Raw genomic sequence first — 24,083 nt, 5'->3', positions numbered from 1 at the left:
CAGGCATCCACAAGGTCGCGCGCCCTGTTGCCGACTATCGTCGGTCTAAAAACGATCCACGTCCATAACCGCTTGTGCGAACGCCTGCGGCGCTTCCTGCGGCAGGTTATGCCCGATGCCGCCGCTGACGGTGCGATGTTCGTACTTTCCCGAAAATTTGCCGGCATAGGCGGCAGGCTGCGGATGTGGCGCGCCGTTGGCATCACCTTCCAGCGTGATGGTGGGAACCGAGATCTTCGGTCCCGCGGCAAGCCGCTTTTCGTAGGCGTCGTATTTGCGTTCGCCTTCCGCCAGGCTCAATCGCCAGCGATAATTGTCGACGACGACGGCGACATGGTCGGGATTGTCGAAGGCTTCAGCCGAACGCTCGAAGGTCGCATCATCGAATTTCCAGGTGGGCGAGGCGGTCTGCCAGATCAGCTTGGCAAAGGCGCGCCGATTCTCCTCATAGCCCAGCCGCCCGCGCTCGGTGGCGAAATAGAACTGGTACCACCAGGCAAGCTCGGCGCTGGGCGACAATGGCTTCCTGTTGATTTCCTGGCTTCCGATGAGATAGCCGCTCACAGAGACCATCGCCTTGCAGCGCTCCGGCCAAAGTGCTGCCATGATATTGACCGTGCGTGCGCCCCAGTCGCAACCGCCAAGCACCGCCTTTTCGATGCTCAGCGCATCCATCAAGGCGATCATATCCGCAGCGATCGCCGATTGCTGGCCGTTGCGCGGCGTATCCGGCGAAAGGAAGTGCGTCGTTCCGTAACCGCGCAGGTAAGGCACGATCACGCGGTAGCCGGCTTGAGCAAGCAAGGGCGCGACGTCGACATAGGTATGAATGTCATAGGGCCAGCCGTGCAGCAGCAGAACAGCCGGCCCATCGGCGGGACCTGCCTCCGCGTAGCCGACTTCGAGCACGCCGGCCCGGATCTGCTTGAGTGCGGCAAAGGAGGTGTGTGTGCCGGGCTTGATGTCAGGCAGCCGTGCGGCGGACGCTTGCCCCGACTGCGCCATCGCGGCACCCGCCATGCCAAGCTCGACCGCAGCAATGGTCATGGCAGCCACCCCGAAAAACTTGCGGCGTTCATGGTTGATTTCGTCAGACATCGGCCTCTCCTTTTTGAACCCAAGCACAATGGGAGAAAGACGGGCCGCTTGTATCCTGCGTGTGTCGCGCCCGCCCGATCTTGAATACCAATGTAGCGCCGACCCGCCCGGATACAGTCTGATACAAAGACGCCTTGCGACCAGCCAACTCGATCCGCCGGCGCGTGTCTGATGGCTGATCATCGGCAGCCGATTTGTATCGCTCTGTAGCAGGCCGGGCTACGCCTACATCCCGGTACATTTTCATACCTGAGCGGACACATGCGGGATACGTCGCAAAGACCAGATGCGTATCCGTTGCTGGTCAAGGCACATCGCCGTCCAGAGCCCGATCAATCGGTTCAAAGGAAACGATGATGACGCTTCTCATCATAGCCTATCTCGGAGGCGCGCTGACGATCTTCAGTCCGTGCATCCTGCCTATCCTGCCTTTCGTTTTCGCACGCGCCGAACAGTCCTTCCTCCGAAGCACGCTGCCGATGCTTGCCGGCATGGCCATCACCTTTGCGCTTGTCGCCACCCTGGCAGCCATCGGCGGCAGCTGGGCCATCCATGCCAACGAATATGGCCGCATTGCCGCGATTGCCTTGCTTGCGGCGTTTGGCGCAAGCCTGCTGTCACCGCGGATCGCCAGCGCGCTTTCACAGCCCGTCGTCGATTTCGGCAACCGCCTGATGAGGGCCACCGGCCATGGGCGCGCGACGCCCGATGTGGCCGGGTCGTTTGTTCTCGGCATCGCGACCGGCCTGCTCTGGGCCCCTTGCGCCGGGCCCATCCTTGGTCTGGTCCTGACCGGCGCGGCACTGCAGGGTGCCAATCTTGCGACGACATTCCTGCTGCTTGCCTATGCTGCCGGTGCGGCCACCTCGCTTGCCACAGCCATGTTTGTCGGCGGAAAGGTTTTCGCCGCCATGAAGCGGTCGCTGGGGATCAGCGAGCGCGTTCGCCAGGTCCTGGGTGCCGCGGTGCTCGCCGGCGTTGCGGCAATCGCGCTCGGCCTCGATACCGGCCTGCTGGCCCAACTTTCCTACGCCAGCACGGCATCCCTGGAACAGACCGTGCTCGAAAAGCTCGATACCAAAGCCGCTGGCGGACCGTTCTCCGCGGCTGCCGACAAGGGCGTGGACGTCGCATCGGCCGATACGACCCGCCCCTTTCAAAGCGACCTGCCCGTCGAAGGCGCTGCACCATCGCTTGATGGAGCGGTGGAGTGGCTGAACTCGCCGCCGCTCACCGCGGAAGCCTTGCGGGGGAAGGTGGTGCTCGTCGATTTCTGGACCTATTCCTGTATCAACTGCATTCGCACCGTCCCCTATGTCCGCGCGTGGGCGGAAAAATACCGGGATCAAGGCCTCGTCGTCATCGGCGTGCATGCGCCTGAATTCGCCTTCGAGAAGAAGATCGACAATGTCCGCAAGGCGGTCAGCGATTTCAACATCGGCTATCCCGTCGCCATCGACAACGACTACCGCATCTGGCGCGCCTTCGAGAACAGCTACTGGCCGGCCCATTACCTGATCGATGCCAAGGGGCAGATCCGCTACCATCATTTCGGCGAGGGCAATTACCCGCAGACGGAGAAGGCCATCCAGGACCTGCTCAGAGAAGCCGGTAGCGACATGGCGGCGAGCAGGCCGGTAGTGCCCGAGACCAAGGGCGCTGAACTCGGCGCCGACCTCAACAATATCCGCTCGAGCGAAACCTATCTCGGATACCAGCGCGCTTCGAACTTCGCCTCCAACGAGAGCCTGAGCGCCGATGCGGCGCGCAAATACACGGTCGCCGAACCGGGTCTCAACGAATGGGGCCTCACCGGCGCCTGGACCGTCGGCCCGGAACAGGCAACGCTCGACGAGCCGGGAGGCGGCATCGCCTCGCGTTTCAGCGCCCGCGACCTGCATCTCGTTCTTGGGCCGGGAGCGGCCGGAAAGCCGGTCCGCTTTCAGGTGACCATCGACGGCAAGGCGCCGGGCAAGGACCACGGCGCCGATATCGACGCCAATGGAAACGGCACGGTCACGGCAACAAGGCTTTATCAGCTGGTGCGCCAGGCAGGCGACGTCTCGGCGCGCAACTTCAGCATCCGGTTCCTTGACCCAGGCGTTCAGGCCTACGCCTTCACCTTCGGCTGAGACCTCGAGACATGTTCAAACCTGCCAATCGCCATCAACCCGACAAGGAGTGAAATCCATGAACCGTCATCTTTCCACCCTCGCGCTCGCCCTCTTCACCAGCGCGATTGCCTTTGCGGCCCAGGCAGCCGAGGTCAAGAATATCGTCATCGTTCACGGCGCACTGGCCGATGGCTCCGGCTGGCGCCAGGCAACGGAAATTCTCGAGAAGCGGGGCTATGCCGTGACGATCGTTCAACAGCCCATCACGTCGCTGGCGGATGACGTTGCCGCCACCGACCGCGTGCTCGATCTGCAGGATGGTCCGACCTTGCTCGTCGGGCACAGCTATGGCGGCATCGTCATCACCGAAGCCGGCAACCGTGGCGACGTCGCAGGCCTCGTCTATGTCGCCGCCTTCCAGCCCGACAAGGGCGAAAGTCTGCTCGCCCTTGCCAGCTCCAAACCGGCGGGCGGCATGAACATCAGGGAGACCAAGGACGGAAAATACCTCTATCTCGACCCGAGCGCCTTCGCCGCCGATTTCGCTGCTGACCTTCCGAAGGACGAAGCGGCATTCCTTGCAAAATCTCAGGTCTTTGCCGCCAAGGCGGCGTTTTCGTCCAAGGTCGGCGATCCGGCCTGGCGAACCAAGAAGAGCTGGTCGATCGTGGCGACGCAGGATCGCGCGATCAATCCCGATCTCGAGCGCGACATGGCCAAGCGGGCAAACAGCGAGGTGACGGAGATCAAGGCGAGCCATGCCGTCTTTGCCTCTCAGCCGGAGATGGTTGCTGATGTCATCGAAAAGGCAGCCAAACAGCTCGGCCAGTAAGTCGATGCACGGCAACTGACGTGCAAACATCTGACTGCCGCGTTTATCGCAGCTGGTCCGGGCGTTGCAGCGCCCGGCCGAGCATTCCTTCTCTCGTTCGGGAACCTGGACGGCTCGAAGCCGTTAGTTGGGATCGATAAAACGAGGGCAAGGACATGAGCTTCGATCAACTCGTTCCGGCGCCGGATCTCGCAGCCAAGGGCAAATCGCCCTTTCCCGGCGAAACGGCTGAGTACAGAAAGGCGCGGCAGGCTTTGCTGCGCGAAGAAATCGAGTTCCGGCGGCAGATGACGCGGCTGGTCGAGCAGCGGCGGTTGCTGCCGGATGGGCCGGTGATTGAAAAGAATTATCGCTTCAAGGATGCCAACGGCAACGACATCGGCCTGCTCGACCTCTTCGGCGACAAACAGACGCTCGTCGCCTATTTCTGGATGTACGGGCCGCAGCGCGCGCGCCCCTGCCCGATGTGCACGAACTGGCTCGGCGCGGTGAACGGCAACGCCGCCGATATCAAGCAGCGGGTGGCGCTGAAGATCTTCGGCCGCAGCTCCGTCGAGCGTCAGCTGGCGTTTGCCCAGGAGCGTGGCTGGCGAGACCTCGATTTCGTCCAGACGGTCGGCGACGACTATGCTCGGGATCTCGGCCTCATCAATGCGGACGGAAGCGAAAATCCGGCGCTTGGCGTCTTCAAACGTGAAGGCAACGCCGTCAGGCTCTTCTGGGCAAGCGAGATGACGACGGAGATGGCCGACCCCGGCCAAGATCCGAGAGAGGCGCCGGACATCGCCTCGCTCTGGTCGATCCTGGATCTGACGCCGGAGGGCCGCGGCACGGACTGGTATCCGAAGCTCAGCTACTGACGATCATCGTCACGGCGGCAATGGATGTCGTGGACGGGCCGCGAAGCTGGCGGGAAGCATTTGGGCGACAAATAGTGGCGGTTGCGTCGGCAAGATCTTCAAATCCGCAAGATTTGCCGGTCCACTTCGTGCAAATCTTCTCGTGGTTTGGAGAGCCGTGAGGACAGCGATGCGCAAGGCACTGACACAGGCGAGCTACAACGCACGGATGAACAGGGTCATCGACCATGTCTATGCTCATCTGGAAGAGGACATTTCCTTCGACGAACTGGCCGACGTCGCCTGCCTCTCCTCCTATCACTGGAGCCGGATCTACTCGGCCATGCGCGGCGAGACCATAGCGTCGACCATTCGCAGACTCCGGCTGCAGCGCGCTGCCGACCGGCTGGCCAATTCCGATCTTGAGGTCAGGATCGTCGCCGATCGCGCTGGGTATGCCTCGGTCGACACATTTGGGCGGGCTTTCAAGGATGCTTTTGGCATGACGCCCGCCGCCTATCGGGAAAATGGTCCGCACGACGCCTTCAGGGCGGCCAATGCCGCAGGCGACACGAACGGATTCCCGGTGAGCGTCGTCACCCTGCCCGAGCGACGGTGTGCGTCGATCGCCCACCGGGGCTCCTACATGGAAATCGACCGTGCGATGGCGCGGCTCTTTACCGAACTCGCGGCCCGTGGGGCATTGCCGGACCGACCGGAGATGATCGGGGTATTCTTCGACGACCCCGACCTCGGGTCTGAGCAGGACTTGCGCTCTCGCGCCAGCATGCCGATTGCCGGTCCAATCACCTTCGACCTGCCGTTGACCGAAACGGTCCTGCGTGGAGGCCCCTACGCTAGACTGAGTTACACCGGTCCCTATGCGGCAATGCGCGGTGCCTATCGCTGGTTCCTCGGCGTGTGGCTGCCCGGATCCGGGCATGAGCCCGACGATGCGCCGGTCTTCGAAGACTATCTCAACGATCCGCGCCTGGTGCCCCAGAGCGAATTGCGAACCGACATTCATCTGCCGCTGAAAAGCACGCCATGACGACCCCACCCGTTCCATCCGCCGTCGCCGAGGTGCTTGCGCAACACGCCGCAGCGATACGAGCGCGCCTTCTGCAGGTTCGCGACCTCATCTATATGGTTGCAGCCGAGACCGAAGGCGTGGGGCCGCTGACGGAAACGCTGAAATGGGGAGAGCCGGCCTATCTTACGCAGGCAAGCAAAAGCGGAACGACCATCCGTCTCGGCGTCGCCGAATCGGCGCCGGAACGATGTGCCGTATTCTTCAACTGCAGGACGACGCTCGTCGAAACCTTCCGCATTCACTTTGCCGATGATTTCACCTTCGAGGGCAATCGCGCCCTCCTCATCCCCACCACAGGGGATTTGCCGAAAGGACCGCTGGCGCTGTGCCTGCGGGCAGCATTGACCTATCACCGACGCGCGACGATCTTGCCCACGACATTGACGAGCTGACGAGCCCGCGAGTGCTTCAGTTGGCTGGCAGCCGCCGATAATCGTGAACGAGGTCCCGACGCCCTTGCCGGCGGAGGCTCGGCGAGCCGCGACGCAACGTCTGGCCCACTGCAAATCGCCTCGCTCACACGATAAAGCGGATGGCGCGCTGGATTTCGAAGAAGTCCTTGGCCTCGAAGCGCAGCGTGCGGGCGGCGACATGTTCAACACCGGGATACCAGCTGCCGCGATAGGCCTCGATCGGGGTCGTGTATTCGACAACAAGCTCGAAGCGGTCGGCGAGCTTCGGCAGGCAGCCCTCGAGATCACCCGACAGCGCTTTCTCCACGCCCTCGCGAATGGCGGCAACCGAGGCCTTTGGCGTCAGCGATCTGGTCGCCGGGCCGAAACCTTCGCTGGTGGCAACGGTGCCGATGCCGGAAACAATCGCCCTGGCCTCAGCGCACATGCCGGCGTCGCCGGAGAGAAACGCCGACGGAACGCCGTAGCGTGCGGCGCAAAATGCGTTCAGCGTGAATTCTGACGCCACGTCGCCATTGATCAAAAGCCGCGACACCGTGCCGGTCAGCGTATGGGCGAGCGGATTGGTGTCGGTGCCGGCCTTGTTGTGATAGCCAGTGTAGAGGGCTGCCGAAAAACTCTTGTCGATGCCGAACATCATCAGATCTGGATGACCGCTCCAGCCCCTGACGATGCTGACATAGGCCGGCAGCTTCGACAGGATCAGATTGCGCGCGGTCGAATGCGCATCCTTGACTACCACCTCCTTGGCACCGGCCGCCTTCGCCCCTTCGCAGGCCGCCACCAGCTCGTCGGTCATGTATTCGCGGAATTCCTCGTATTCCGGATGCCCCTTCTTGGCCTCGTCCCAGGCGGTGATCCCCGCCGTGCCCTCGATATCTGCGCTGATGAAAACCTTCATGATCGCTCCCTCATGTTTCAAAGAAGCTCGGCCATCGACTGCAGCAGCCGATCGATCTGAGCTGGGGAATGTTCGGAAAACACCGCGAGCCGCAGGGTCGGCACGTCGGGTGCGTCGGAATAGCCGCCCGCCTGCTGGACCCGGACGATGATGTCGCGTTCGGCGAGACGGTCGCGAAGCTGCTCGAGATCGGTCACGCCCTTGACGGTGACGATCGGCACCGGCGTGTCGGCGACCTCGAAGCCCAGCGCTCGCAGGCCGCTGCGCACATGCTTGATGTTGCGGGTGAGGTTCGCGCGCTTTTCCGGCGTCGTTTGCAGGACCCGGAGCGATGCGGCGGCCGCCGCCGCAAGACCGGGCGGCGCCGGCGAGGCGCCGCGCATGATCATTGCGTTGCGGGCAATCTTTTCGGCAAGCGCTGCGTCGCCCGGAACGACGCCGCCGAGTGCGCCGAATGCCTTGCTCATGGTGCCGGCCAGAAAATTGCCCTCGCCCTCGAGCCCGGCATGCTGCAGCGAGCCACGCCCGGTTTCGCCGAGAACGCCGACGCCGTGGGAATCGTCGATGCAGAGCAGCGCGCCCTCGTAGGGAGCCATCACATGGCGATAGTCGGCAAGCGGTGCAAGCTTGCCTGACGACGGGAAAACGCCGTCCGTCAGAACAGCCGGCCGCTCGCCTGCCTTCACATGCAGCGACAGTTGCGCTGCGAGATCTTCCGGGTCGGCATGGCGAAACTCGTGGATCGGCTTGCCGAGCGTCGGGATCGCGTCACGGGTGCTGTAATGGGTGGCCGAGTCGATGAGGATGACGTCGAAATCGTCGCGTAGCCCCTGCAGCAGCACCATCGGACTGGTGTAGCCGGAGATCATGTAGACGACCTCCTCGGTGCCGAACCAGTCGCGCAGCCGCTCCTGCAGGTCGGCATAGACCTGCATGTGGGCGAGCGTTCCCGGCCCCATGCCGTACTGCCGGGTGGCGTCGCAGGCCGCCTCGATCACTTCGGGGTGGCCGTGCAGGCAGAAGTAGGACGTGCCGCAGTAATAGTCGACCTCGCGCCCGCCGATGAACATACGGGCGCCGAGCGGCGATTCCATCTTGATCGGAGCAACCATGGTCCGGATCACGCCGCTTCCGCCTGGGACGGGCTGCGCCGTTCCAGGAACATCGGGCCGACGCGGATGCCGCGCTTGCCGTTGTCATCGACGGCGTCGAGTTCGAGGATCTCGTCCTCGTAGAGCCGGCCGTGCATGCGGAAGCGCCCTTCCTCGACCGGCTCGCACGTGTGCGTGCAGAAATACTCGATCAGGCACTTCAGCCCGCCGTGGCTGTAGGTCAGGTATGTGATGTTGAAATCCGGCCCGTATTCGCCGAGATGCGGCTTGATCGCGTCGGGCACGGTCTCGTCGAGAGGTGCCTCGATGCGCGTCCAGTTCGCATCCTTCCAGAGGAGCTTGCCGGCTTCCGGGAAGGAGAGGTTCATATGGGCATAATCAGCGCCGCGCCCGTAGATGCGGCCGTCTATGACGAAGTCGTTGCCGGCGACCGGACGAATCTGGTGTGGCACGCCCTCGCCCATCAGGTAGATCTTGCCGTCCTTGGACTTGACCTCGACGATCTCCTGCGTGGCGTCGTCGCGGTAATAGCCCGGCAGCGTCTTGAACTGCGCCTCGGAAATTGCAGGCGGACGCTGCACGCGCTCCGGCATCTTGCCCATCCTGCGCTCGGCAAGGACGATACGCACGCCGTCGACGCCGAGCCGCGAGGCGATCTGGTTGGAAAAGTCGAGCGTCGCGAAGATCAGCACACCGACGCCGGCGGCCGGCAGCAGCATCATTTGCGAAGCATAACCATAGACGGCGCCGCCATGGCCGACAGAGGTCCAGCCGTCGACATCACCGGACCCGAAGCACAGGCCGTAGCCGGCAAGCGTCTTGTCGTGGCCAGCCGGACGCTTGCCGAACGGCGTCCACATTTCGCGCAGCGCCGCCGGCGAGATGATGGAGTTGCCCTCAGCATCGAAGCCGCCGCGCAGAAGGCACTGGGCGTAACGCGCCATGTCGCCGGTGGTGGAGAAGATATTGCCGGCCGGCGAACCGCCGAGGCTGAACACCGGCGCCGGCGTGTCGCCGTCGAGCGTCCACATGTCAGCTGGTGCAAGCCTTTCACGAATGCCGAGTGCCATGCCGCACGAGGAGCTGTCCATGCCGAGCGGCTTTAGGATGTTGGCGGCGACATAATCGGAGTAGCTCTGGCCGCTGACCGTCTCGATCACCCGGCCGACGACGGCGATGCCGGCGTTGGAGTAATGCATCACCCCGAGGCTCGGGTCCTGCTTCAAGGTCGAGCTTGCCAGCTCGTTGACCGTGTCTTCGAGCGGCGGACGGGTGGCATCGAGATAGTGCCCGCTCTTCGGCTCGCGTACAAGGCCGGCCGTATGGGTCATCAGCTTGCGCAGGCTGATGACCGAGTCGTAGGGCCCGCCCTCGGCGCCGGCGAACGGGTTTATCGGCTTGAAGCCGGGGAGATAGGTCGACACGTCGACATCGATATCCACCAGCCCCTTCTCGACCAATTGCATCATCGCCAGTGAGGTGAAGGTCTTGGTGATGGAGCCGATGCGGAAGCAGGTGTCCTTGCCCATGTCGAAATGCCGGTCATGACGCTGGACATGGCCTTCGGCGAGCACGCCGTCACGGTCGACAAGGGCATAGGAGATCGACGGGATCGCCTTGTCCTCGACCTCGTAACGGATCAGATCCTCGAAAAGCTCGATCGAGGCGGCAGACAGAGAGGGCATCGGTACGCTCCTTGGGTCTCGATAGGAATGGGTCTCAATGGGAATGGCGAGGGTCCAGCATGTCGCGCAACGCATCGCCGACAAGGTTCCACGACAGCACGAAAAGGAAGACGGCAGCGCCGGGGAAGGCCAGCGTGTACCAGAACTGGAAAGGGTTGCCGGGCTGGCCGACGATCCAGTTGCGCGAGTAGGCGATGAACTGTCCCCAGTCGGCATAGCCTTCTTCGGTGCCGACGCCGAGGAAGCTGAGCGCCGAGGCGGACAGCACCATCGAGCCTGTCGCCATCGTTGCCAGCACCAGCACCGGGAACATGGCGTTGGGCAGGATATGCAGCACGATCAGCCGCAGATCGCTGGCGCCGTAGCTGCGTGCCGCATGGATATAGTCCATCTCGCGGATCCTCAGGATCTCGCTTCGCACGATACGGGCATAGCTCATCCACCCGAACGTCGTCAGGGCAATGGTGATCGGCACGATGCCCTTGCCAAGCAGCGCCGTCAGCACCATGGCCGCGATCAGGAACGGCACCGCCATGAACACGTCGACGATGCGCATCAGGATTTCTTCGGCAAGCCCGCCATAATAGGCGGCGACCGCGCCGACCACCGTGCCGATCAGCACGGAGATCGCCACGACCCCGAGACCGATCTTGAACGCCGTGCGCGTCCCCCAGACGACACCGTAGAAGATGTCGTACTGGCCTTGCGTGGTGCCGAAAACGGCTTCCGGCGAAGGCGGTTGCGGCGTCGCCAGGAAGCCGGCACGCGGCGTGTCGTAGGGTGAAAGCTGGAAGCTCTGCGGCGGCGCCAGAACCGGCGCGAACACGGCGATCAGCACGAAGGCCAGAAGCACCACGACGCCAAAGAGGGACACCGGGTTTCTTGCGAGGTAACGAAGAACCTTCATTGCGTCTTCACCCTCGGATCGAGCAGCGGATAGATAAGGTCGACGATCAGGTTCATCAGCACCAGAACGACCGCGAAATAGAGGCCGAAACCGAGAACCGCCGGGAAATCCAGATTGGCGGCGGTCTTGGCTGCGAACTGGCCGAGGCCGGCATAGTCGAAGATCGTCTCGGTGATGACGACACCGCCCATCATCACGGCCAGCTCCATGCCGGCGATGGTCGCAACCGGCAGAAGCGCGTTGCGCCGGGCATGACGCAGTTCGACGACACGGCGCGGCAGACCCTTGGCGCGGGCGGTGCGCACATAGTCCTGGCGCAGCGTCTCCAGCATCGAGGTGCGCATCACCCGGGTCATGCTGGCAACGTTGACATAGGTCAGCGTGATCACCGGCGCTGCCAGATGGCGAAGCGCATCGCCGAAGATCGCCAGATTGCCGTTCAGCAGCGCATCGACGGTGTTTGCGCCGGTGTAGCGCACGAAGTCGCTGGAGCTGACCACGGTCTGGGCCCACTGGCTGAGTCGGCCCGGTGGAAACCAGTCGAGCGCCGAATAGAAGATCAACAGCATCAAGAGGCCGAAGACGTAGACCGGGAAAGACCAGCCGAGAATGGTGAAGATGCGGATGAGGTGATCCGGCCAACGATTGAGATAGATGCCCGCGCGCGAGCCAAGGAAGACCGCGAGCAGCAGGCATGGAACGAAGGCCAGCACCACCAGTTCCAGGGTCGCCGGAAACAGCGACATCAGCGCGGTCGAAACCGGCTGGCGGGCCGTCTCCGACCAGCCGAGATTGCCGGTCAGGATGCCGCCGATCCAGCGGCCGTACTGGATGTAGAAGGGATCGTTCAGCCCGTACTGTTCGATCATCCTGCGGATGCTTTCCTGACCACCCTTGAGATAATCAGGCGACGGCGCATAGGCCGCCAGTCTCTGCGTCGGCGAAAGCGACATCTGCAGCGCAAAGATCATCAACGACAGAGCGAAGAGAACGATGGGCAACATCATCAGTCGTCTGAGTGCATAGTTCAGCACGGTTCATACGTTCCGATTTCAGGGAAAATGAAACAAAGGCATGTCGGGCGGGGATGCCGCCCGACATGCAGCAATTCAAAGTGCTACAGCGACCTTTGCGCGTCTAATAAGACGCGCGGCGCAGTAGCCAATCAATCGTTGGCCTTGGTGACCGGATAGAAGTCCCAGGCACCGTAGAGGATCATGTTGTCGACATAACCATCGATGTTGCTGCGGGTGACGACGTAGCCGAAGTCCTCCCACAGGAACTGGGTGGTGGCGTATTCGTACGACATTTCCTGCAGCTTGGCGTAGATCGGCTCGCGCACGGCGGGATCGACCGAGGCCCAGGCCTCATCGAGCAACGGCTTGAACTTCTCCGCCATCAGGTCTCGATAACCCTGGCCAACCATGCCGCCGACGAGACCCGTGGGCGAGAGATAGTAGCTGGCGGCACCGAGCGGACCGCCCGGGTCGGAATAGTCGGGCCCCCAGCCCATCACCGTCAAGGGTGCGGCCGGCTTTTCGCGGTTGTTGAGCTTGTCCGAAACGGATGCCCATGGCAGCGCCTGGATCTGCATCTTGAACTTCGGGTTGATGCGCGACAGGCCCTGCTGCAGGGCAGAGAGTGCTGCCGTCAGCTGCGGATTGCCCTCGGTGACATAGGCCGTAAACGCAAAGCCGGTCTCCCAGAGCTTGCCGCCGAACGCCTTCTTGAAGTGTTCCTCGGCCTTGGCGGGATCGTAGCTGTAAACAGGCGAATCCGGGCGATAGCCCATGATGCCGCGCACGGTCGGCCCGCGCGACTGCACGGTCTTTCCGAGCAGCACCTGGTTCAGGAGCGCATCGTAGTTCTGGGCGTAGTTGAAGCCCTTGCGCACATCGATGTCGGCGAAGAAGTCCGGCGGAATGCCGGCACCGTCGAGCTTGCCGCTGCCGATCGCCGGATTGTCGTTGTCGTCGAGCGGCCAGGCGAAGAAGACACCGCGCGAAAACACCTTCTGCAGGCCGTCGATGACCTTGACGCCCTCGGTCTTGCTGAGTTCGTCGATGAACTCGACCGGCGCGGTGACGAAATCGGCGTCGCCGGACAGAAGCTGCAGGCGTCGCGTCGTCCATTCCGGAACGGTGCGCATGACCACCCGCTCGAGCTTGGCCGGCCCCATGAAATAATTGTCGAAGCGCTTTAGAGTGATGCGCCGGTCGGTGCGGTCCCATTCCTCGAGCATGAATGGCCCGGTGCCGTTCTCCTCGGCAAACAGCGGATTGGCGCCGAGTTCCGGACGATAGTGGGCCTTCCAGGTATCGCCCGAGCCATCCCAGCCGCCGACCGAGGCAACCCATTCCTTGTCGAGAACCGAGGTACCGAACGGCAGCGCGATCACGCCAAGGGTGGCCGGAAACGACTTCGGCAGCTTCAGCGTGAGACTGTCGCCATCGACGATAATCTGCGAGGCGAGCTGGTCATAGACCTTGCGCAGGATCTCGGGGCTGGCGTCGTTGATGGACTTGACCTCGCCTTCGGTCTCTACCCATTTGGCGATGTCGGTATATTTGCCGGCGGTGATCACCTCGGTGATCGCGTTCGACATCCACGACTGACCCTGAAGAATGGCGCGCAGCAGCGAATAGCGCACGTCCTCGGGCGTGATCTGGCCGTAGCCCGGCTCGATCGTCGCCTTCTGGGCGTCGGTCAGCTTGTCGTAATACTCCCAAATGACTTTGCCGTCGGCGCCCTTGACGCCGACCTTGTGGGCGAAAACGCCCTTGCGGATCGGGAAGGTATAGCTCACCGAGCCGTCGTCGCCCTGCTTGATGAGGCCGTTTTCAAGCGACGGCACCTCGGTCGAAAGCGACGGCACGAACTCGGAGATCTTCGAGCCGTTGAAGTTCAACAGCCGGCTGTAGATGTTGAGCGCGCCGTAGGAGCTTGGCGTGTTGGCGATATAGGCCGGATCGAACGACTGGATGTCGTCGGTCCACATGAAGACGAAAGTGCCGGGGTTCTTGGTCTCGGCCATAGCGGGCGCAGCCGCGATGCCGAGCCCCAGGCTGAGGGCTAGGGCTAAGGTGCGTTTCATCGTTGTTCCCATTTGGTGGAGGCGGAAGTTTTCTTCTCGTTATAAGGGAGGCTAGAAGAGCGCTTGCAGGTCTGTCCAATGTGTAGTTAGGATAGACTATGCAAAACACGCATGAGGGCCGGCATGGAACTGCAATGGCTTGAAGATTTTCTGGAAATCGCCGCGACGCGGAATTTCTCGACGGCGGCGACCGCGCGCAATATTTCCCAACCGGCCTTCAGCCGACGCATCAAATCGCTGGAGAACTGGATTGGCGCCGACCTGATCGACCGCAGCACTTACCCCGTGCAGCTGACCCGGGCCGGCACGATGTTCCTGCCCGGCTGCCAACGGCTCGTCCGCGAAGCGTACCGCCTGCGCACCGACTGCCGCAATGTCGCCGGCGAAAGCTCGGCCATGCTCACCTTCACCTCGCTGCATACGCTGGCGATGTATTTCTTTCCAAAGTGGATCGGCTCGCCGCTGATCTCGCGCATGCCGCTTCGCACCAGCATGCATGCGGCCGACTTCCTAGAAAGCATCGATCACCTGTGCTCCGGTCAGTGCGATTTCGCCATCACCTATGTCCATCCCGACGGCCCTCCGGTGCTGGAGGGCGGCCCGTTCGAATCCCTGCAGATCGGCAAGGACCGGCTCATTCTCGTATCGGGAACCGACGACAACGGCCGGCCGCTGTTCGACATCGACGTGCCCGAAACCACCGAGATCCCCTATCTCGCCTATTCCTGGAGCGACGGTTATATCGGCAAGCTGGCAACGCTGATCCAATCGCGCTGGCGCCGCCCGCTCAACCTCAGCACCGTCTACCAGTCCGGCCTTGCCGATGGCTTGAAGCACATGGCCGTTGCTGGGCGGGGCGTCGCCTGGCTGCCGCAGATTTGCGTCGCCGAGGCCATGCGGCAGGGACGCCTGGCCCAGATCGGCGGCCAGCAGATGTCGCTTGAAATGGAGATCCGGATCTTCAGGCGCGCCGGCCCCGGCAGCCATGACAGCGATGCGCTCTGGCAGCATCTCAAGCAATGTGCCGCACTGCCTCAATATAAAAGCGGCTTTGAGGCGACGACCGACGCAGCCTGAGGTGTCAATCCGTCCGAAATCGCACTACCGGCGCGATATGCGAAGACAGGCGATACAATGCGCAAAGCGCATAGTTTTGCCTGCCACAATCGTGACACGTTGATTTCACTGGATTTTGCGGCGGCAGCGGATCGGGAGCGAGGCCGATGTCTGCTCCAGCGACCCGGCGGACAGGGCTGATCGCACCTCCCTTCCGTATTGACAGGATGCGACCTCGTTGCGAGACCTGAGAGCGCAACGTCCCTTCGAAATCGGGTGCATGTGCTGATGATCCTGTCCAAATCCGCAAAGCCTGAGCTGCCCGAGAATGTCATCCTTTCCGTGGAAGACCTCGAAGTTTCCTTCGCTGCCGGCACCCGGGCGCAGCTGCGCGCGGTGCGTGGCGTCTCCTTCAGCATCGCGCGCGGCGAGACCGTCGCGCTGGTCGGAGAATCCGGATCGGGCAAATCGGTCACGGCGATGACAATCATGCGGCTGACCGAATATGACGGCGCAGCCATCACCGGCGGACGGGTGCTGATGCGTTTGAAGGACGGCAAGGTCGCCGACCTCGCCAAGCTCTCGGAAAAGCGGGTCGAGGCGCTGCGCGGCGCGGAAATCTCGATCGTCTTCCAGGATCCGATGTCGAGCCTGAACCCGGTCTTCACTGTTGGCGATCAGATCGCCGAGGCGGTGATCCATCATCAGGACAAGACGCCGGAAGAGGCGCGCCAGATCGCGCTCAATACCCTGAAGCTGGTCCGTGTGCCCGATGCCGAGCGCCGGCTCGACCAGTATCCCCACCAGCTTTCCGGCGGTATGCGCCAGCGCGTCATGATCGCCATAGCCCTTGCCTGCCGCCCCTCGCTGATGATCCTCGACGAGCCGACAACCGCGCTCGACGTGACCATCCAGGCGCAGATCCTCGATCTGGTTCGCGCCTTGCAGCGCGAGATCGGCATGTCGGTGCTGTTCATCACCCACGACATGGGCGTGGTTGCCGAAGTCGCCGACCGGGTCTGCGTCATGCTCAAGGGCGAGATCGTCGAGGAAGGCTCGGTCTACGACATCTTCGCCAAGCCGAAACATGCCTACACACGCGCGCTGATTTCCGCCGTGCCCCGCCTCGGCAGCATGGCCGACAAGGACGCGCCGGAGAAATTTCCGTTGCTTGTGTTCGAACCCGAGCGCCTGCTTGCCGAGGTGACAGAATGAACGCGTCCGCGCCGATGAAGGAAACCCGAAAGCCGCTCGTCGAGGTGCGCAACCTGGTGACGCGCTTCGATTTGAAGGCCGGATTGTTCGGACATGTCTCGGGTCGGGTGCACGCGGTGGAGAACGTCTCCTTCGACATCTTTCCGGGAGAGACCCTGGCGCTGGTCGGTGAATCCGGCTGTGGCAAGTCGACGGTTGCCCGTTCGATCATGCAGCTCGACCGACCGCGTTCGGGCTCGATCCGGTTCGATGGAACTGAATTGATCGGCGCGCCGCGCGCGATGCTCGCGCGGTTTCGACGCGACGCCCAGATGGTCTTCCAGGATCCGTTCTCGTCGCTCAACCCGCGCATGACGATCGAGCAGTCGCTGATGGACCCGATGCGCGTTCACAAGCTGGGCTCGACTGCGGTCATGCGCGCCCGCGCCGCCGAGCTTCTGGCCAAGGTCGAACTTTCGCCTGAGCACCTCGAGCGCTATCCGCATGCGTTCTCCGGCGGTCAGCGCCAGCGCATCTGCATCGCCCGCGCGCTTGCGCTCAACCCGCGCCTGATCGTCGCCGACGAGGCCGTCGCCTCGCTCGACGTGACGATCCAGGCGCAGGTCATCAACCTGCTTATGGACCTGCAGCGCGAAATGCAGATCGCCCTCCTGTTCATCAGCCACGATATGGCGGTGGTCGAGCGCATTGCCCACCGCGTCGCGGTGATGTATCTCGGCGAAATCGTCGAGATCGGCGACCGCCGCTCGGTCTTCGGCAATCCGCAGCATCCCTATACCCGCAAGCTCCTGTCGACGGTTCCGATCGCCGACCCGACACGCCGCCCGGAAGGCCGCCAGCCGATGTCCGACGAGATCCCAAGCGCCGTGCGCCCGCCGGACTTCGTGCCGCGCGAACTGCCGATGCAACAGGTCTCATCGAGCCATTTCGTGCGACAGGTCGCAACGGGCTGACGACGACAACCAATCCCCTCTTCAGATCAGAGCATTCCAAGATGAACACTTCCGAAGTGACGCTGGCGGCTGCGAACGCTGCCGGCAACGTGACCGCAGACATCGACAGCGCCCCGGCGCAACCGAAAGCCAACGGCTTCCTGCGCCCTGCGGCCGCAGAGCGATCGACGCCCTATATCGAAGTCGACGAATTGCGCCTTGCCCGCAACATTGCGGTCATGCAGCAGCGTGCCGATCAAGCCGGCGTCTCGATGTTTCCGCACGTGAAAACGCACAAGAGCCTTTATGTCGCGCGACGGCAGCTGGCACTGGGCGCCCGCGGCATCACCGCGTCCAAGCCAAGCGAGGCGCTGGTCTTTGCGGAAGCCGGGATACCGTCGATCATCCTTGCCTATCCCATCGTCAAGCCGCAGTCGCTCGACCGTCTGCTGCCCGTGGTCAAGGCGCGCGGCACGCAGCTGCGCACGATTGCGGCAAGCGCGACGGGCGTCGAAGCGTTGTCGGCGGCCGCGACGCGCCACGGTGTCGAAATCGGCGTCTTCCTCAAGGTCGATGTCGGCCTCGGCCGCGTCGGCCTCAAGCCGAGCGATCCGGCTGCGCTCGAATTGTGCGCCCAGATCGCCGCTTCCGACGGCCTGCACTTTGCCGGCCTGCTTTCGCACGCCGGCCATTCCTACGCGGCCACTGGCCCGCAGGGCCTGGCCAAGGTCGCCCGCGATGAGGCCGCAGACCTTGCCGGTCTCGCCGGCCGGCTTCGGGACCGCGGCATCGCGGTCGACTGCATTTCCGTCGGCGCAACGCCGACCTGTGTCGGCGCGCCTCTGTCCCAGGAGGTAGACTGCGTCCGGCCCGGCAATTACGTGTTCCTCGACGGAACCGCGCTCAGGCTCGGCATCTGCACGGCCGACGACCTGGCGCTCTCGGTGGTTGCGCGCGTCGTTGCCTCCAATGACACGCACTTCATCATCGACGCCGGCTCCAAGTCGATGAGCTCCGATCGCGGCGCACACGGCATGGGCGGCGCCGGCTTCGGCACCGTCGTCAGCGCCGAAGGCGATGGCGAAACAGGTGTCTGGACGCTCGAGCGGCTGTCTGAAGAACATGGCTTCGTTCCCTTCTCGGGACGCCCCTTGACCCTCGGAAGCCGCGTGCGGGTCTTCCCCAACCACTCCTGCGCATCGATCGCCAACTTCGATCATTTCACGCTGCATCACGCAGATGGCGGGGCGACGACACTGCCGGTCGATGCCCGCTGCTGCCAGACCTGATCGGGCGTGTGACGCACGGATGCGTCACAACGACATCGCCGCCCGTGCTACGCGATGGCCGTGTGGCCCAACCGGAGCCCACTGCATGTTTCCTTAAGTCCTATTCGATCTAAGGATAAAAACATGCAGCACTTCAAAGTGCTACGGCGACCTTTGCGCGTCTATTAAGACGCGTGGCGCTGTAGGACTGAAGGCGGGCCTTCGCCTTCAGCCGGCAAAACCTGCCCGCCGGCACGCCACCTTTACCCCTAAGGATCAGCCCCGCTCTCAAGCGACCCCGGCCGGTGAAACGTTCGTTTCCAGTATAGCAACGGCAGACGGTCTTCCGTTCCTTCTGGACCGAACTGCTGTCATTGGTCAGGGCGTTGCACTTGTCCGCGGTATCTATGCGCGGGAAGAAATCGCCGACGGCCGCCTAGCCATCGCTCTCGATCGACCATGGCCGAGCGAATTCGCCTATTATATCGTGACGTTGCCTGCGGCGATCGAACGGCCGGCAACTGCGCATTTCGTCGACTGGCTGATGAAAGAGGCGCAAGCGCGACACTTTCCCGGCTCCAACGCCTGAGGCAACGCCCGCCTCCAACTTTGCCTGAATGGCAATTTGACTTATGTCACGACCGATGAATAATGTCAGAAATCGACAAGTGAAGGATCCCCATGCCTATTCGCAACACCGATCAGATCATGCACAAAGCCGCGTGGCTCTACTATAGCCATGGGTTGCGGCAGGACGAAGTTGCGCAGAAACTGGGGATCTCCCGCGCCTCTGTCGCGACCTATCTCAGGCGAGCACGCGAGACCGGGATCGTCAACATCACCACTTCGACCGAGCTTTTCACCGACGACGTGCTGGCGCGCGAGCTCGAGGATGCAACCGGGGTCACGGCGGCCTGGATCGTGCCGGAGGACCGGCAGGCCATGGACCCGACGGCTGAGATGCCGGTGCTGGCTGCATCCGTCTTTCTCGAACTGATCAACAAGGGCGATCGCGTCGGCGTCGCCTGGGGGCGAACGGTCTATCATATCGCCGACGTGATGCCCTTCGCCGACCTGCGTGGCGTCACTGTGGTCCAGCTCTGCGGCAATCTCGGCGCGCCCTATTCCTATCGGCCGGACCAGTGCACGACGGAGATCGCCCGCCGGCTCAATGCCGAAGGCATCAATTTCTACGCGCCGCTCGTGCTGTCGTCCGAGCGGCTGGCCGAGGAGCTTCGCGGCGAGCCGGTGATCCGCGAGCAGCTGTCGACGATCGCCGACTGTCATCTGGCGCTCTATTCCGTCGGCGGCATCGAGGACGACAGCCACCTCGTCAAGTGCGGCGCGCTCAGCGCCAGCGAGATGCACCGCATGGGCGAGGAAGGCGCTGTCGGTGTCATCGCCGGACAGCTGATCGATGGTGACGGCCAATGGGTGAACTGCGCCCACAATCGGCGCTGCATCTCGGCGGACCTCTCGTCGATCCGCGCCATCAAAAAGCGCATGCTGGTCGTCCAGGAAGAGAGCAAGTTCGAACCACTGATGGCGGCCCTGAAGGGCGGCTTTGCCTCGCATCTGGTGGTCACGACATCAATGGCGCGCCGCGTCATGGAGCGCTGGAGCCTGGACGGTCTCGGCAAGGTAGACGCAACGACGACTTAAAGCGCGTTGTGATGCGTAGGGCTGGCAGTACGCAAACGGGGCGGTCTTTCGACCGCCCCACTTTCATCAACAAACCGCGTGATCAGGGCTTCGGCATCCAAGCCGGCATGGCGACATCCGCGTGGGCGAACTGCGGCAGCTTGGTGCCGAGTTCTTCCATGTTCTTGATGTCCTGATCGTTCAGGTCCTTCTGGGTGATCAACGTCGGGGGCACGATGACGCTGCGGCCCGGATCCTCGCCGGCAAGCAGCATGGCGAGTGTGCGAACCGAGACTTGCCCGACCACGGCCGGGTTGGTGGCGGCAGTCGCAGCCCAGGCGGAATCCGGCTCGCGCATTGCCGCGATATCGGAGGTCGAGATATCGGCGGAATAGATCTTCACGTTGGACGAAAGACCGGCTTCGTCGACCGCAATCTTGACGCCCTTGGCGAACTCGTCATAGGGCGCGAACATCACGGTGATATCGGGATTGGCGGAGATGACCGAGCGCGCCTGGTTGGCAACCGAGTTGGCGATCGGGTTGTCCATCGTGCCGAATTGCGAGACCTCGTTGATCCCGGAATACTTGCCCTTGAATTCCTTCCAGGTCTCGTCGCGACGGTCGAGCGGAGCGATGCCGGCGACATAGACGTAGCCCGCCTTGAAGCTCTCGCCATTGTCCTTGATCGCCTGCTCCAGAGCAAGGCGGGCAAGATCGCGGTCGGACTGTTCGACCTGCGGAATTTTCTCGTTTTCGACGTTCACGTCGAAGGCCACGACCTTGATGCCGGCATCGACGGCGCGCTGGGCAGCTTCCTTCATCGATTCCGTCAGGCCGTGCTGGATGATGATCCCCTGCACGCCGAGCGCGATCGCCTGGTCGACCATGTCGGCCTGAAGCGCTGCGTCCTGGCGGCTGTCGAGAACCTGAAGCTGTACGCCGAGAGCCTTTGCCTGCGCCTCCACGCCGGCAAGGTAGGACTGGAAGAAGTCGCCAGTCGACAGATAGCGCACGAGCGCGATCTTGACGTCGCCCGGCTTGTCGAACGGCTTCGGCATGTCGGCGGCAAAGGATGCGGTGGCAAATGCCACGGTTCCGGCAAGACCAAGCGCCAGCTTGCCCATTGCTCTGCGTGTAAAGTTCATTTCAGTCTCCTCCACTGGTGAACGTTTGTTGTCCGCGGGCGGGGCTTTCCCGTCAGCGTTTGCCTCTTTTCGAGAGCGCAAAGGTGAAGATCAGCGCGATGACGAGAACCGCGCCCTTGATGAAATCCTGCGTGTAGTAGGGTGCATTCATCATCGTCAGGCCCTGGAGCAGGATGCCGACGAAGAGCGCGCCGATCGCTGTGCCGAACGCATTGGGCTTGGCCGCGCCGAGCACGGCAAAACCGATCAGCGCTGCGGCAACCGCATCGAGCAGCAGATTGTTGCCCGAGGCGATGTCGCCGCGGCCGAGACGCGCGGCGAGCAGAATGCCGCCGATCGACGCGAAGACGCCTGAAATGACATAGGCCGAGATCTTATAGGCGTTGACCGGAGCGCCAGCCAGGCCGGCGGCGCGCTCGTTGGAGCCGACCGCATACATCATGCGCCCAAAGCGGGTGTATTCGAGGAAGAACCAGATCAGTACCGCCAGCACGATCAGCACCACGACGGCAACCGGCACGAGGTTCGGCAGGATGAGATCGAAGCGATGGCGGCCAAGCGCCAGGAAGGCAGGGCTGAAAGTGCCTGTTGCCACCGAGCCATCGGGAAGCGTCATGCCGGCGGCGATCGAACGGCCCTCGGTCGGTATGCGCTGCAGGCCGAGCAGCAGGAACATCATGCCGAGCGTCGCGAGCAGGTCCGGCACGCGCATGTAGACGATGATGATACCGTTGATCAGCCCGACGAGAACGCCGATCGCCAGGCAGACGAGCGTCGCCGTCAGCGCATCTCCGCCCATCACCACCATCACATAGGATGACGCCATCATTGACGTGGTCGCGACCGAGCCGATCGACAGGTCGAAACCGCCAACAACGAGCGTGGCCGTGACGCCGAGCGCCAGGATGCCGGTGATCGACACGGATTGCAGGATGAAGACGGCGCTCTGCGGCGAGGAAAACCCGTTCGTCACCAGCGAGAAGTAGACGACCAGTCCGCCCAGAAGGACAAGGAAACCGTATTTGATGGCGATATCGCGCAGGCCAACCGTGGCCGTGGGCGGCAGCACCGGCAACGCGGAAGCGGCGGGCACCGCGGGTTTCATCTGTTCACTGCTCATGGGGCTGTCCCTGCTGATGATGTTGACCGGCGATCTCCTGCAGCAGGCGCTCGACGTCGACCGAAGCGTTGCGATGCTCGCCGACCACAGTGTGTTCCGACATCACCAGAATGCGGTCGGCGACCTCGAAAGCTTCGTCGAGTTCGGTCAGGAAGACGATAGTGGCGCGACCCGCCGCCGAGGCGCGCAGTTTGGCGCCGATATCGCGGCGTGCGGCGATGTCGACGCCCTGGAAAGGCTCGTCGAGGATCAGGAGACGCGACGGCTCGGAAAGCCACCGCCCGACCATCACCTTCTGCTGATTGCCGCCGGAAAGCGTCTGCATTTCGTCGCGCTCGCTGCGGCAGACGACGCCGAGGGCGGCGATCTGCGCCCGCGATTTCGCCCGTTCGGACCGGCGGTTCGCTATGCCGAAGCGCGACAGCCGCTTGAGGAACGGCAGGCTGATATTCTCGTAGATGTTGAAATCGGGAACGATGCCGCTGTCGGATCGATCCTTCGCCACCAGAAACACGCCCTTGGCAATCGCCTGGCCGGTCGATTGCGGGCGATAGGAAGCGCCGTCGAGCGTCATCTGGCCGGCGGCGGGCGGGCGGGCTCCGAAGAGCGTCTCGGCCAGCGCCGTCTTGCCGACGCCTACGAGGCCCGTGACCGCGACGATTTCTCCATCGCCCAGTTTGAGATCGAACGGACGCGACGTGTCGGTAAGTTTCAGTCCCTGGGCAGAAAAGACGCAACCGAGCCCTTCGCGCACGGTCACGTCGCCTGCCGAGACTTTCTGTCCGAGCATCGCATTGACGGCACCCTCATAGTCCAGATCCGCGCCTTCGAAGCGGCCGGTTATGCGCCCGTCGCGCAGGGTGACGATGCTGTCGGCGAGCCTGCGGATATCGGACATCCGGTGCGAGATATAAAGGATCGCGACCCCACGGGCTTTCAGCCGGTCGAGAAGCTCGAACAGCCGATCGGCCTCGGCACTCGAGAGCGACGACGTCGGCTCGTCGAGGATCAGCACCTGCGGCTCGTGCGCCATGGCGCGGGCGATCGCCACCATCTGCCGGTCGGCGAGCGTCAGATCGTTGATATCAGCGGAAAGATTTATGGCGAGGCCCATGCGGGCGGCAACGACGGCTGCCTCGCGCCTTACCCGGCGCGGGTTGAAGAACAGGCGCGCACCGCGGCCGTTCAGCCGGTCGAGCGTGAGGTTGGTCGCGACGTCGAGGTCGGCAACGACGCCATCATTGATGTTCTGGTGAACCGTCACCACACCAGCACGGATCGCCTCCGCCGGTGTTGTCGGCGAAAAAGGGAGATCATCCAGCTGCATGGCTCCGGCGTCTCCGACGTAGACGCCGCAGAGGATGCGCACCAGTGTCGACTTTCCAGCGCCGTTGGCGCCCATCAGCACCGTCACGGCACCCTTGCGCAATTCGAGATCGACGCCCTTCAGAACCGGTATCGGCCCGAAGGATTTGCGCACGCCCTCGACGCGAAACACTGCTTGTTCGCTCATGCTCTCCTCCCAATGAAGTCAGGTTAGGATGGCTATCCATCAAATGTCAAGGCGATTGACATTTGACAGAATGCCGATTTAGCTATGGCCCATGACAGCATGG

General features: G+C 63.0%; 21 protein-coding genes. 11 read left to right on the top strand and 10 right to left on the bottom strand.

All coding sequences use genetic code 11. The annotated features are described in order from the left end of the window. Positions 1 to 45: 45 nt before the first annotated feature. Positions 46 to 1,098, bottom strand: a complete 1,053-nt coding sequence (locus ASD03_RS10165; RefSeq protein WP_057213184.1) for an alpha/beta hydrolase — start codon at positions 1,096 to 1,098, stop codon at positions 46 to 48. Positions 1,099 to 1,454: 356 nt separating this feature from the next. On the opposite strand from ASD03_RS10165, the gene ASD03_RS10160 reads away from it, so the two are divergent. The 5 genes from ASD03_RS10160 (at position 1,455) to ASD03_RS10140 (ending at position 6,368) form a co-directional block, all read left to right on the top strand. Beyond that, positions 1,455 to 3,230, top strand: coding sequence for a cytochrome c biogenesis protein DipZ (locus tag ASD03_RS10160; protein ID WP_057213182.1), 1,776 nt, complete (start codon positions 1,455 to 1,457; stop codon positions 3,228 to 3,230). 58 nt (positions 3,231 to 3,288) lie between these two features. After that, positions 3,289 to 4,044 carry an alpha/beta hydrolase gene (locus tag ASD03_RS10155; protein ID WP_057213180.1) on the top strand — a complete coding sequence of 252 codons (756 nt, stop codon included), beginning with the start codon at positions 3,289 to 3,291 and terminating at the stop codon, positions 4,042 to 4,044. Positions 4,045 to 4,199: 155 nt separating this feature from the next. Next, positions 4,200 to 4,904, top strand: coding sequence for a DUF899 family protein (locus ASD03_RS10150; RefSeq protein ID WP_057213178.1), 705 nt, complete (start codon positions 4,200 to 4,202; stop codon positions 4,902 to 4,904). Positions 4,905 to 5,073: 169 nt separating this feature from the next. After that, entirely contained in the window at positions 5,074 to 5,934 is an 861-nt protein-coding gene (locus ASD03_RS10145) for an AraC family transcriptional regulator (protein ID WP_057213176.1), read from the top strand. Then, entirely contained in the window at positions 5,931 to 6,368 is a 438-nt protein-coding gene (locus tag ASD03_RS10140; protein ID WP_057213174.1) for a DUF1801 domain-containing protein, read from the top strand. Before ASD03_RS10145 ends, ASD03_RS10140 begins: the two co-directional genes overlap by 4 nt. 124 nt (positions 6,369 to 6,492) lie before the next feature. On the opposite strand, the gene ASD03_RS10135 is transcribed toward ASD03_RS10140, so the two are convergent. The 6 genes from ASD03_RS10135 to ASD03_RS10110 form a co-directional block, all read right to left on the bottom strand. Continuing rightward, positions 6,493 to 7,290 carry a M55 family metallopeptidase gene (locus ASD03_RS10135; protein WP_057213172.1) on the bottom strand — a complete coding sequence of 266 codons (798 nt, stop codon included), beginning with the start codon at positions 7,288 to 7,290 and terminating at the stop codon, positions 6,493 to 6,495. 17 nt (positions 7,291 to 7,307) lie between these two features. After that, entirely contained in the window at positions 7,308 to 8,414 is a 1,107-nt protein-coding gene (locus tag ASD03_RS10130) for a pyridoxal phosphate-dependent aminotransferase family protein (RefSeq protein WP_244494619.1), read from the bottom strand. Beyond that, on the bottom strand, positions 8,411 to 10,087 hold the full coding sequence (locus ASD03_RS10125; protein ID WP_057213170.1) for a serine hydrolase domain-containing protein: 1,677 nt from the start codon (positions 10,085 to 10,087) through the stop codon (positions 8,411 to 8,413). The genes ASD03_RS10130 and ASD03_RS10125 overlap by 4 nt, the downstream gene beginning before the upstream one ends. 34 nt (positions 10,088 to 10,121) lie before the next feature. Beyond that, a complete protein-coding gene (locus tag ASD03_RS10120; protein WP_025429487.1) occupies positions 10,122 to 10,994 on the bottom strand; it encodes an ABC transporter permease in 873 nt (290 codons plus the stop codon). Beyond that, positions 10,991 to 12,028, bottom strand: coding sequence for an ABC transporter permease (locus ASD03_RS10115; RefSeq protein WP_244494232.1), 1,038 nt, complete (start codon positions 12,026 to 12,028; stop codon positions 10,991 to 10,993). The genes ASD03_RS10120 and ASD03_RS10115 overlap by 4 nt, the downstream gene beginning before the upstream one ends. Positions 12,029 to 12,159: 131 nt before the next feature. Continuing rightward, entirely contained in the window at positions 12,160 to 14,088 is a 1,929-nt protein-coding gene (locus ASD03_RS10110) for an ABC transporter substrate-binding protein (RefSeq protein ID WP_057213168.1), read from the bottom strand. 123 nt (positions 14,089 to 14,211) lie between these two features. Between ASD03_RS10110 and ASD03_RS10105 the strand changes: the two genes are divergently transcribed. The 6 genes from ASD03_RS10105 (at position 14,212) to ASD03_RS10090 (ending at position 20,221) form a co-directional block, all read left to right on the top strand. After that, a complete protein-coding gene (locus ASD03_RS10105; RefSeq protein WP_025429490.1) occupies positions 14,212 to 15,165 on the top strand; it encodes a LysR family transcriptional regulator in 954 nt (317 codons plus the stop codon). A gap of 267 nt (positions 15,166 to 15,432) precedes the next feature. Continuing rightward, a complete protein-coding gene (locus tag ASD03_RS37460; protein WP_082557289.1) occupies positions 15,433 to 16,359 on the top strand; it encodes an ABC transporter ATP-binding protein in 927 nt (308 codons plus the stop codon). Continuing rightward, on the top strand, positions 16,356 to 17,312 hold the full coding sequence (locus ASD03_RS37455; RefSeq protein ID WP_081788969.1) for an ATP-binding cassette domain-containing protein: 957 nt from the start codon (positions 16,356 to 16,358) through the stop codon (positions 17,310 to 17,312). Before ASD03_RS37460 ends, ASD03_RS37455 begins: the two co-directional genes overlap by 4 nt. 41 nt (positions 17,313 to 17,353) lie before the next feature. Then, positions 17,354 to 18,580 (top strand): alanine racemase, encoded by a 1,227-nt coding sequence (locus ASD03_RS10095; protein ID WP_057213166.1) that lies wholly within the window; start codon positions 17,354 to 17,356, stop codon positions 18,578 to 18,580. A 115-nt stretch (positions 18,581 to 18,695) separates the two neighbouring features. Beyond that, positions 18,696 to 19,148, top strand: a complete 453-nt coding sequence (locus tag ASD03_RS41245) for a LysR substrate-binding domain-containing protein (RefSeq protein ID WP_082557288.1) — start codon at positions 18,696 to 18,698, stop codon at positions 19,146 to 19,148. Positions 19,149 to 19,240: 92 nt separating this feature from the next. Then, positions 19,241 to 20,221, top strand: a complete 981-nt coding sequence (locus ASD03_RS10090) for a sugar-binding transcriptional regulator (protein ID WP_057213164.1) — start codon at positions 19,241 to 19,243, stop codon at positions 20,219 to 20,221. Between the two features lie 82 nt (positions 20,222 to 20,303). Here ASD03_RS10090 and ASD03_RS10085 read toward each other — a convergent pair whose 3' ends face one another. From ASD03_RS10085 to ASD03_RS10075, 3 genes are read right to left on the bottom strand one after another with little or no spacing between them, the layout of a single operon-like run. Continuing rightward, on the bottom strand, positions 20,304 to 21,347 hold the full coding sequence (locus ASD03_RS10085) for a substrate-binding domain-containing protein (protein WP_057213162.1): 1,044 nt from the start codon (positions 21,345 to 21,347) through the stop codon (positions 20,304 to 20,306). 52 nt (positions 21,348 to 21,399) lie between these two features. Further along, positions 21,400 to 22,467: an ABC transporter permease gene (locus ASD03_RS10080; protein WP_107028122.1), complete on the bottom strand. Its 1,068-nt coding sequence runs from the start codon at positions 22,465 to 22,467 to the stop codon at positions 21,400 to 21,402. Next, on the bottom strand, positions 22,457 to 23,980 hold the full coding sequence (locus ASD03_RS10075; RefSeq protein ID WP_057213161.1) for a sugar ABC transporter ATP-binding protein: 1,524 nt from the start codon (positions 23,978 to 23,980) through the stop codon (positions 22,457 to 22,459). Before ASD03_RS10075 ends, ASD03_RS10080 begins: the two co-directional genes overlap by 11 nt. Positions 23,981 to 24,083 lie beyond the last annotated feature (103 nt).

This window comes from Ensifer sp. Root127 (genome assembly GCF_001425225.1).
GTDB lineage: Bacteria > Pseudomonadota > Alphaproteobacteria > Rhizobiales > Rhizobiaceae > Ensifer > Ensifer canadensis.
The sequence above is the reverse complement of the archived record's forward strand: the minus strand, read 5'-3'. Positions and strand labels throughout refer to the sequence as shown.

Bases quoted from the DNA above. Each gene is read 5' to 3' on its own strand.
- ASD03_RS10165 (WP_057213184.1), bottom strand. From the start codon at position 1,098: ATGTCTGACGAAATCAACCATGAACGCCGCAAGTTTTTCGGGGTGGCT.
- ASD03_RS10160 (WP_057213182.1), top strand. From the start codon at position 1,455: ATGACGCTTCTCATCATAGCCTATCTCGGAGGCGCGCTGACGATCTTC.
- ASD03_RS10155 (WP_057213180.1), top strand. From the start codon at position 3,289: ATGAACCGTCATCTTTCCACCCTCGCGCTCGCCCTCTTCACCAGCGCG.
- ASD03_RS10150 (WP_057213178.1), top strand. From the start codon at position 4,200: ATGAGCTTCGATCAACTCGTTCCGGCGCCGGATCTCGCAGCCAAGGGC.
- ASD03_RS10145 (WP_057213176.1), top strand. From the start codon at position 5,074: ATGCGCAAGGCACTGACACAGGCGAGCTACAACGCACGGATGAACAGG.
- ASD03_RS10140 (WP_057213174.1), top strand. From the start codon at position 5,931: ATGACGACCCCACCCGTTCCATCCGCCGTCGCCGAGGTGCTTGCGCAA.
- ASD03_RS10135 (WP_057213172.1), bottom strand. From the start codon at position 7,290: ATGAAGGTTTTCATCAGCGCAGATATCGAGGGCACGGCGGGGATCACC.
- ASD03_RS10125 (WP_057213170.1), bottom strand. From the start codon at position 10,087: ATGCCCTCTCTGTCTGCCGCCTCGATCGAGCTTTTCGAGGATCTGATC.
- ASD03_RS10120 (WP_025429487.1), bottom strand. From the start codon at position 10,994: ATGAAGGTTCTTCGTTACCTCGCAAGAAACCCGGTGTCCCTCTTTGGC.
- ASD03_RS10110 (WP_057213168.1), bottom strand. From the start codon at position 14,088: ATGAAACGCACCTTAGCCCTAGCCCTCAGCCTGGGGCTCGGCATCGCG.
- ASD03_RS10105 (WP_025429490.1), top strand. From the start codon at position 14,212: ATGGAACTGCAATGGCTTGAAGATTTTCTGGAAATCGCCGCGACGCGG.
- ASD03_RS37460 (WP_082557289.1), top strand. From the start codon at position 15,433: ATGATCCTGTCCAAATCCGCAAAGCCTGAGCTGCCCGAGAATGTCATC.
- ASD03_RS37455 (WP_081788969.1), top strand. From the start codon at position 16,356: ATGAACGCGTCCGCGCCGATGAAGGAAACCCGAAAGCCGCTCGTCGAG.
- ASD03_RS10095 (WP_057213166.1), top strand. From the start codon at position 17,354: ATGAACACTTCCGAAGTGACGCTGGCGGCTGCGAACGCTGCCGGCAAC.
- ASD03_RS10090 (WP_057213164.1), top strand. From the start codon at position 19,241: ATGCCTATTCGCAACACCGATCAGATCATGCACAAAGCCGCGTGGCTC.
- ASD03_RS10085 (WP_057213162.1), bottom strand. From the start codon at position 21,347: ATGAACTTTACACGCAGAGCAATGGGCAAGCTGGCGCTTGGTCTTGCC.
- ASD03_RS10080 (WP_107028122.1), bottom strand. From the start codon at position 22,467: ATGAGCAGTGAACAGATGAAACCCGCGGTGCCCGCCGCTTCCGCGTTG.
- ASD03_RS10075 (WP_057213161.1), bottom strand. From the start codon at position 23,980: ATGAGCGAACAAGCAGTGTTTCGCGTCGAGGGCGTGCGCAAATCCTTC.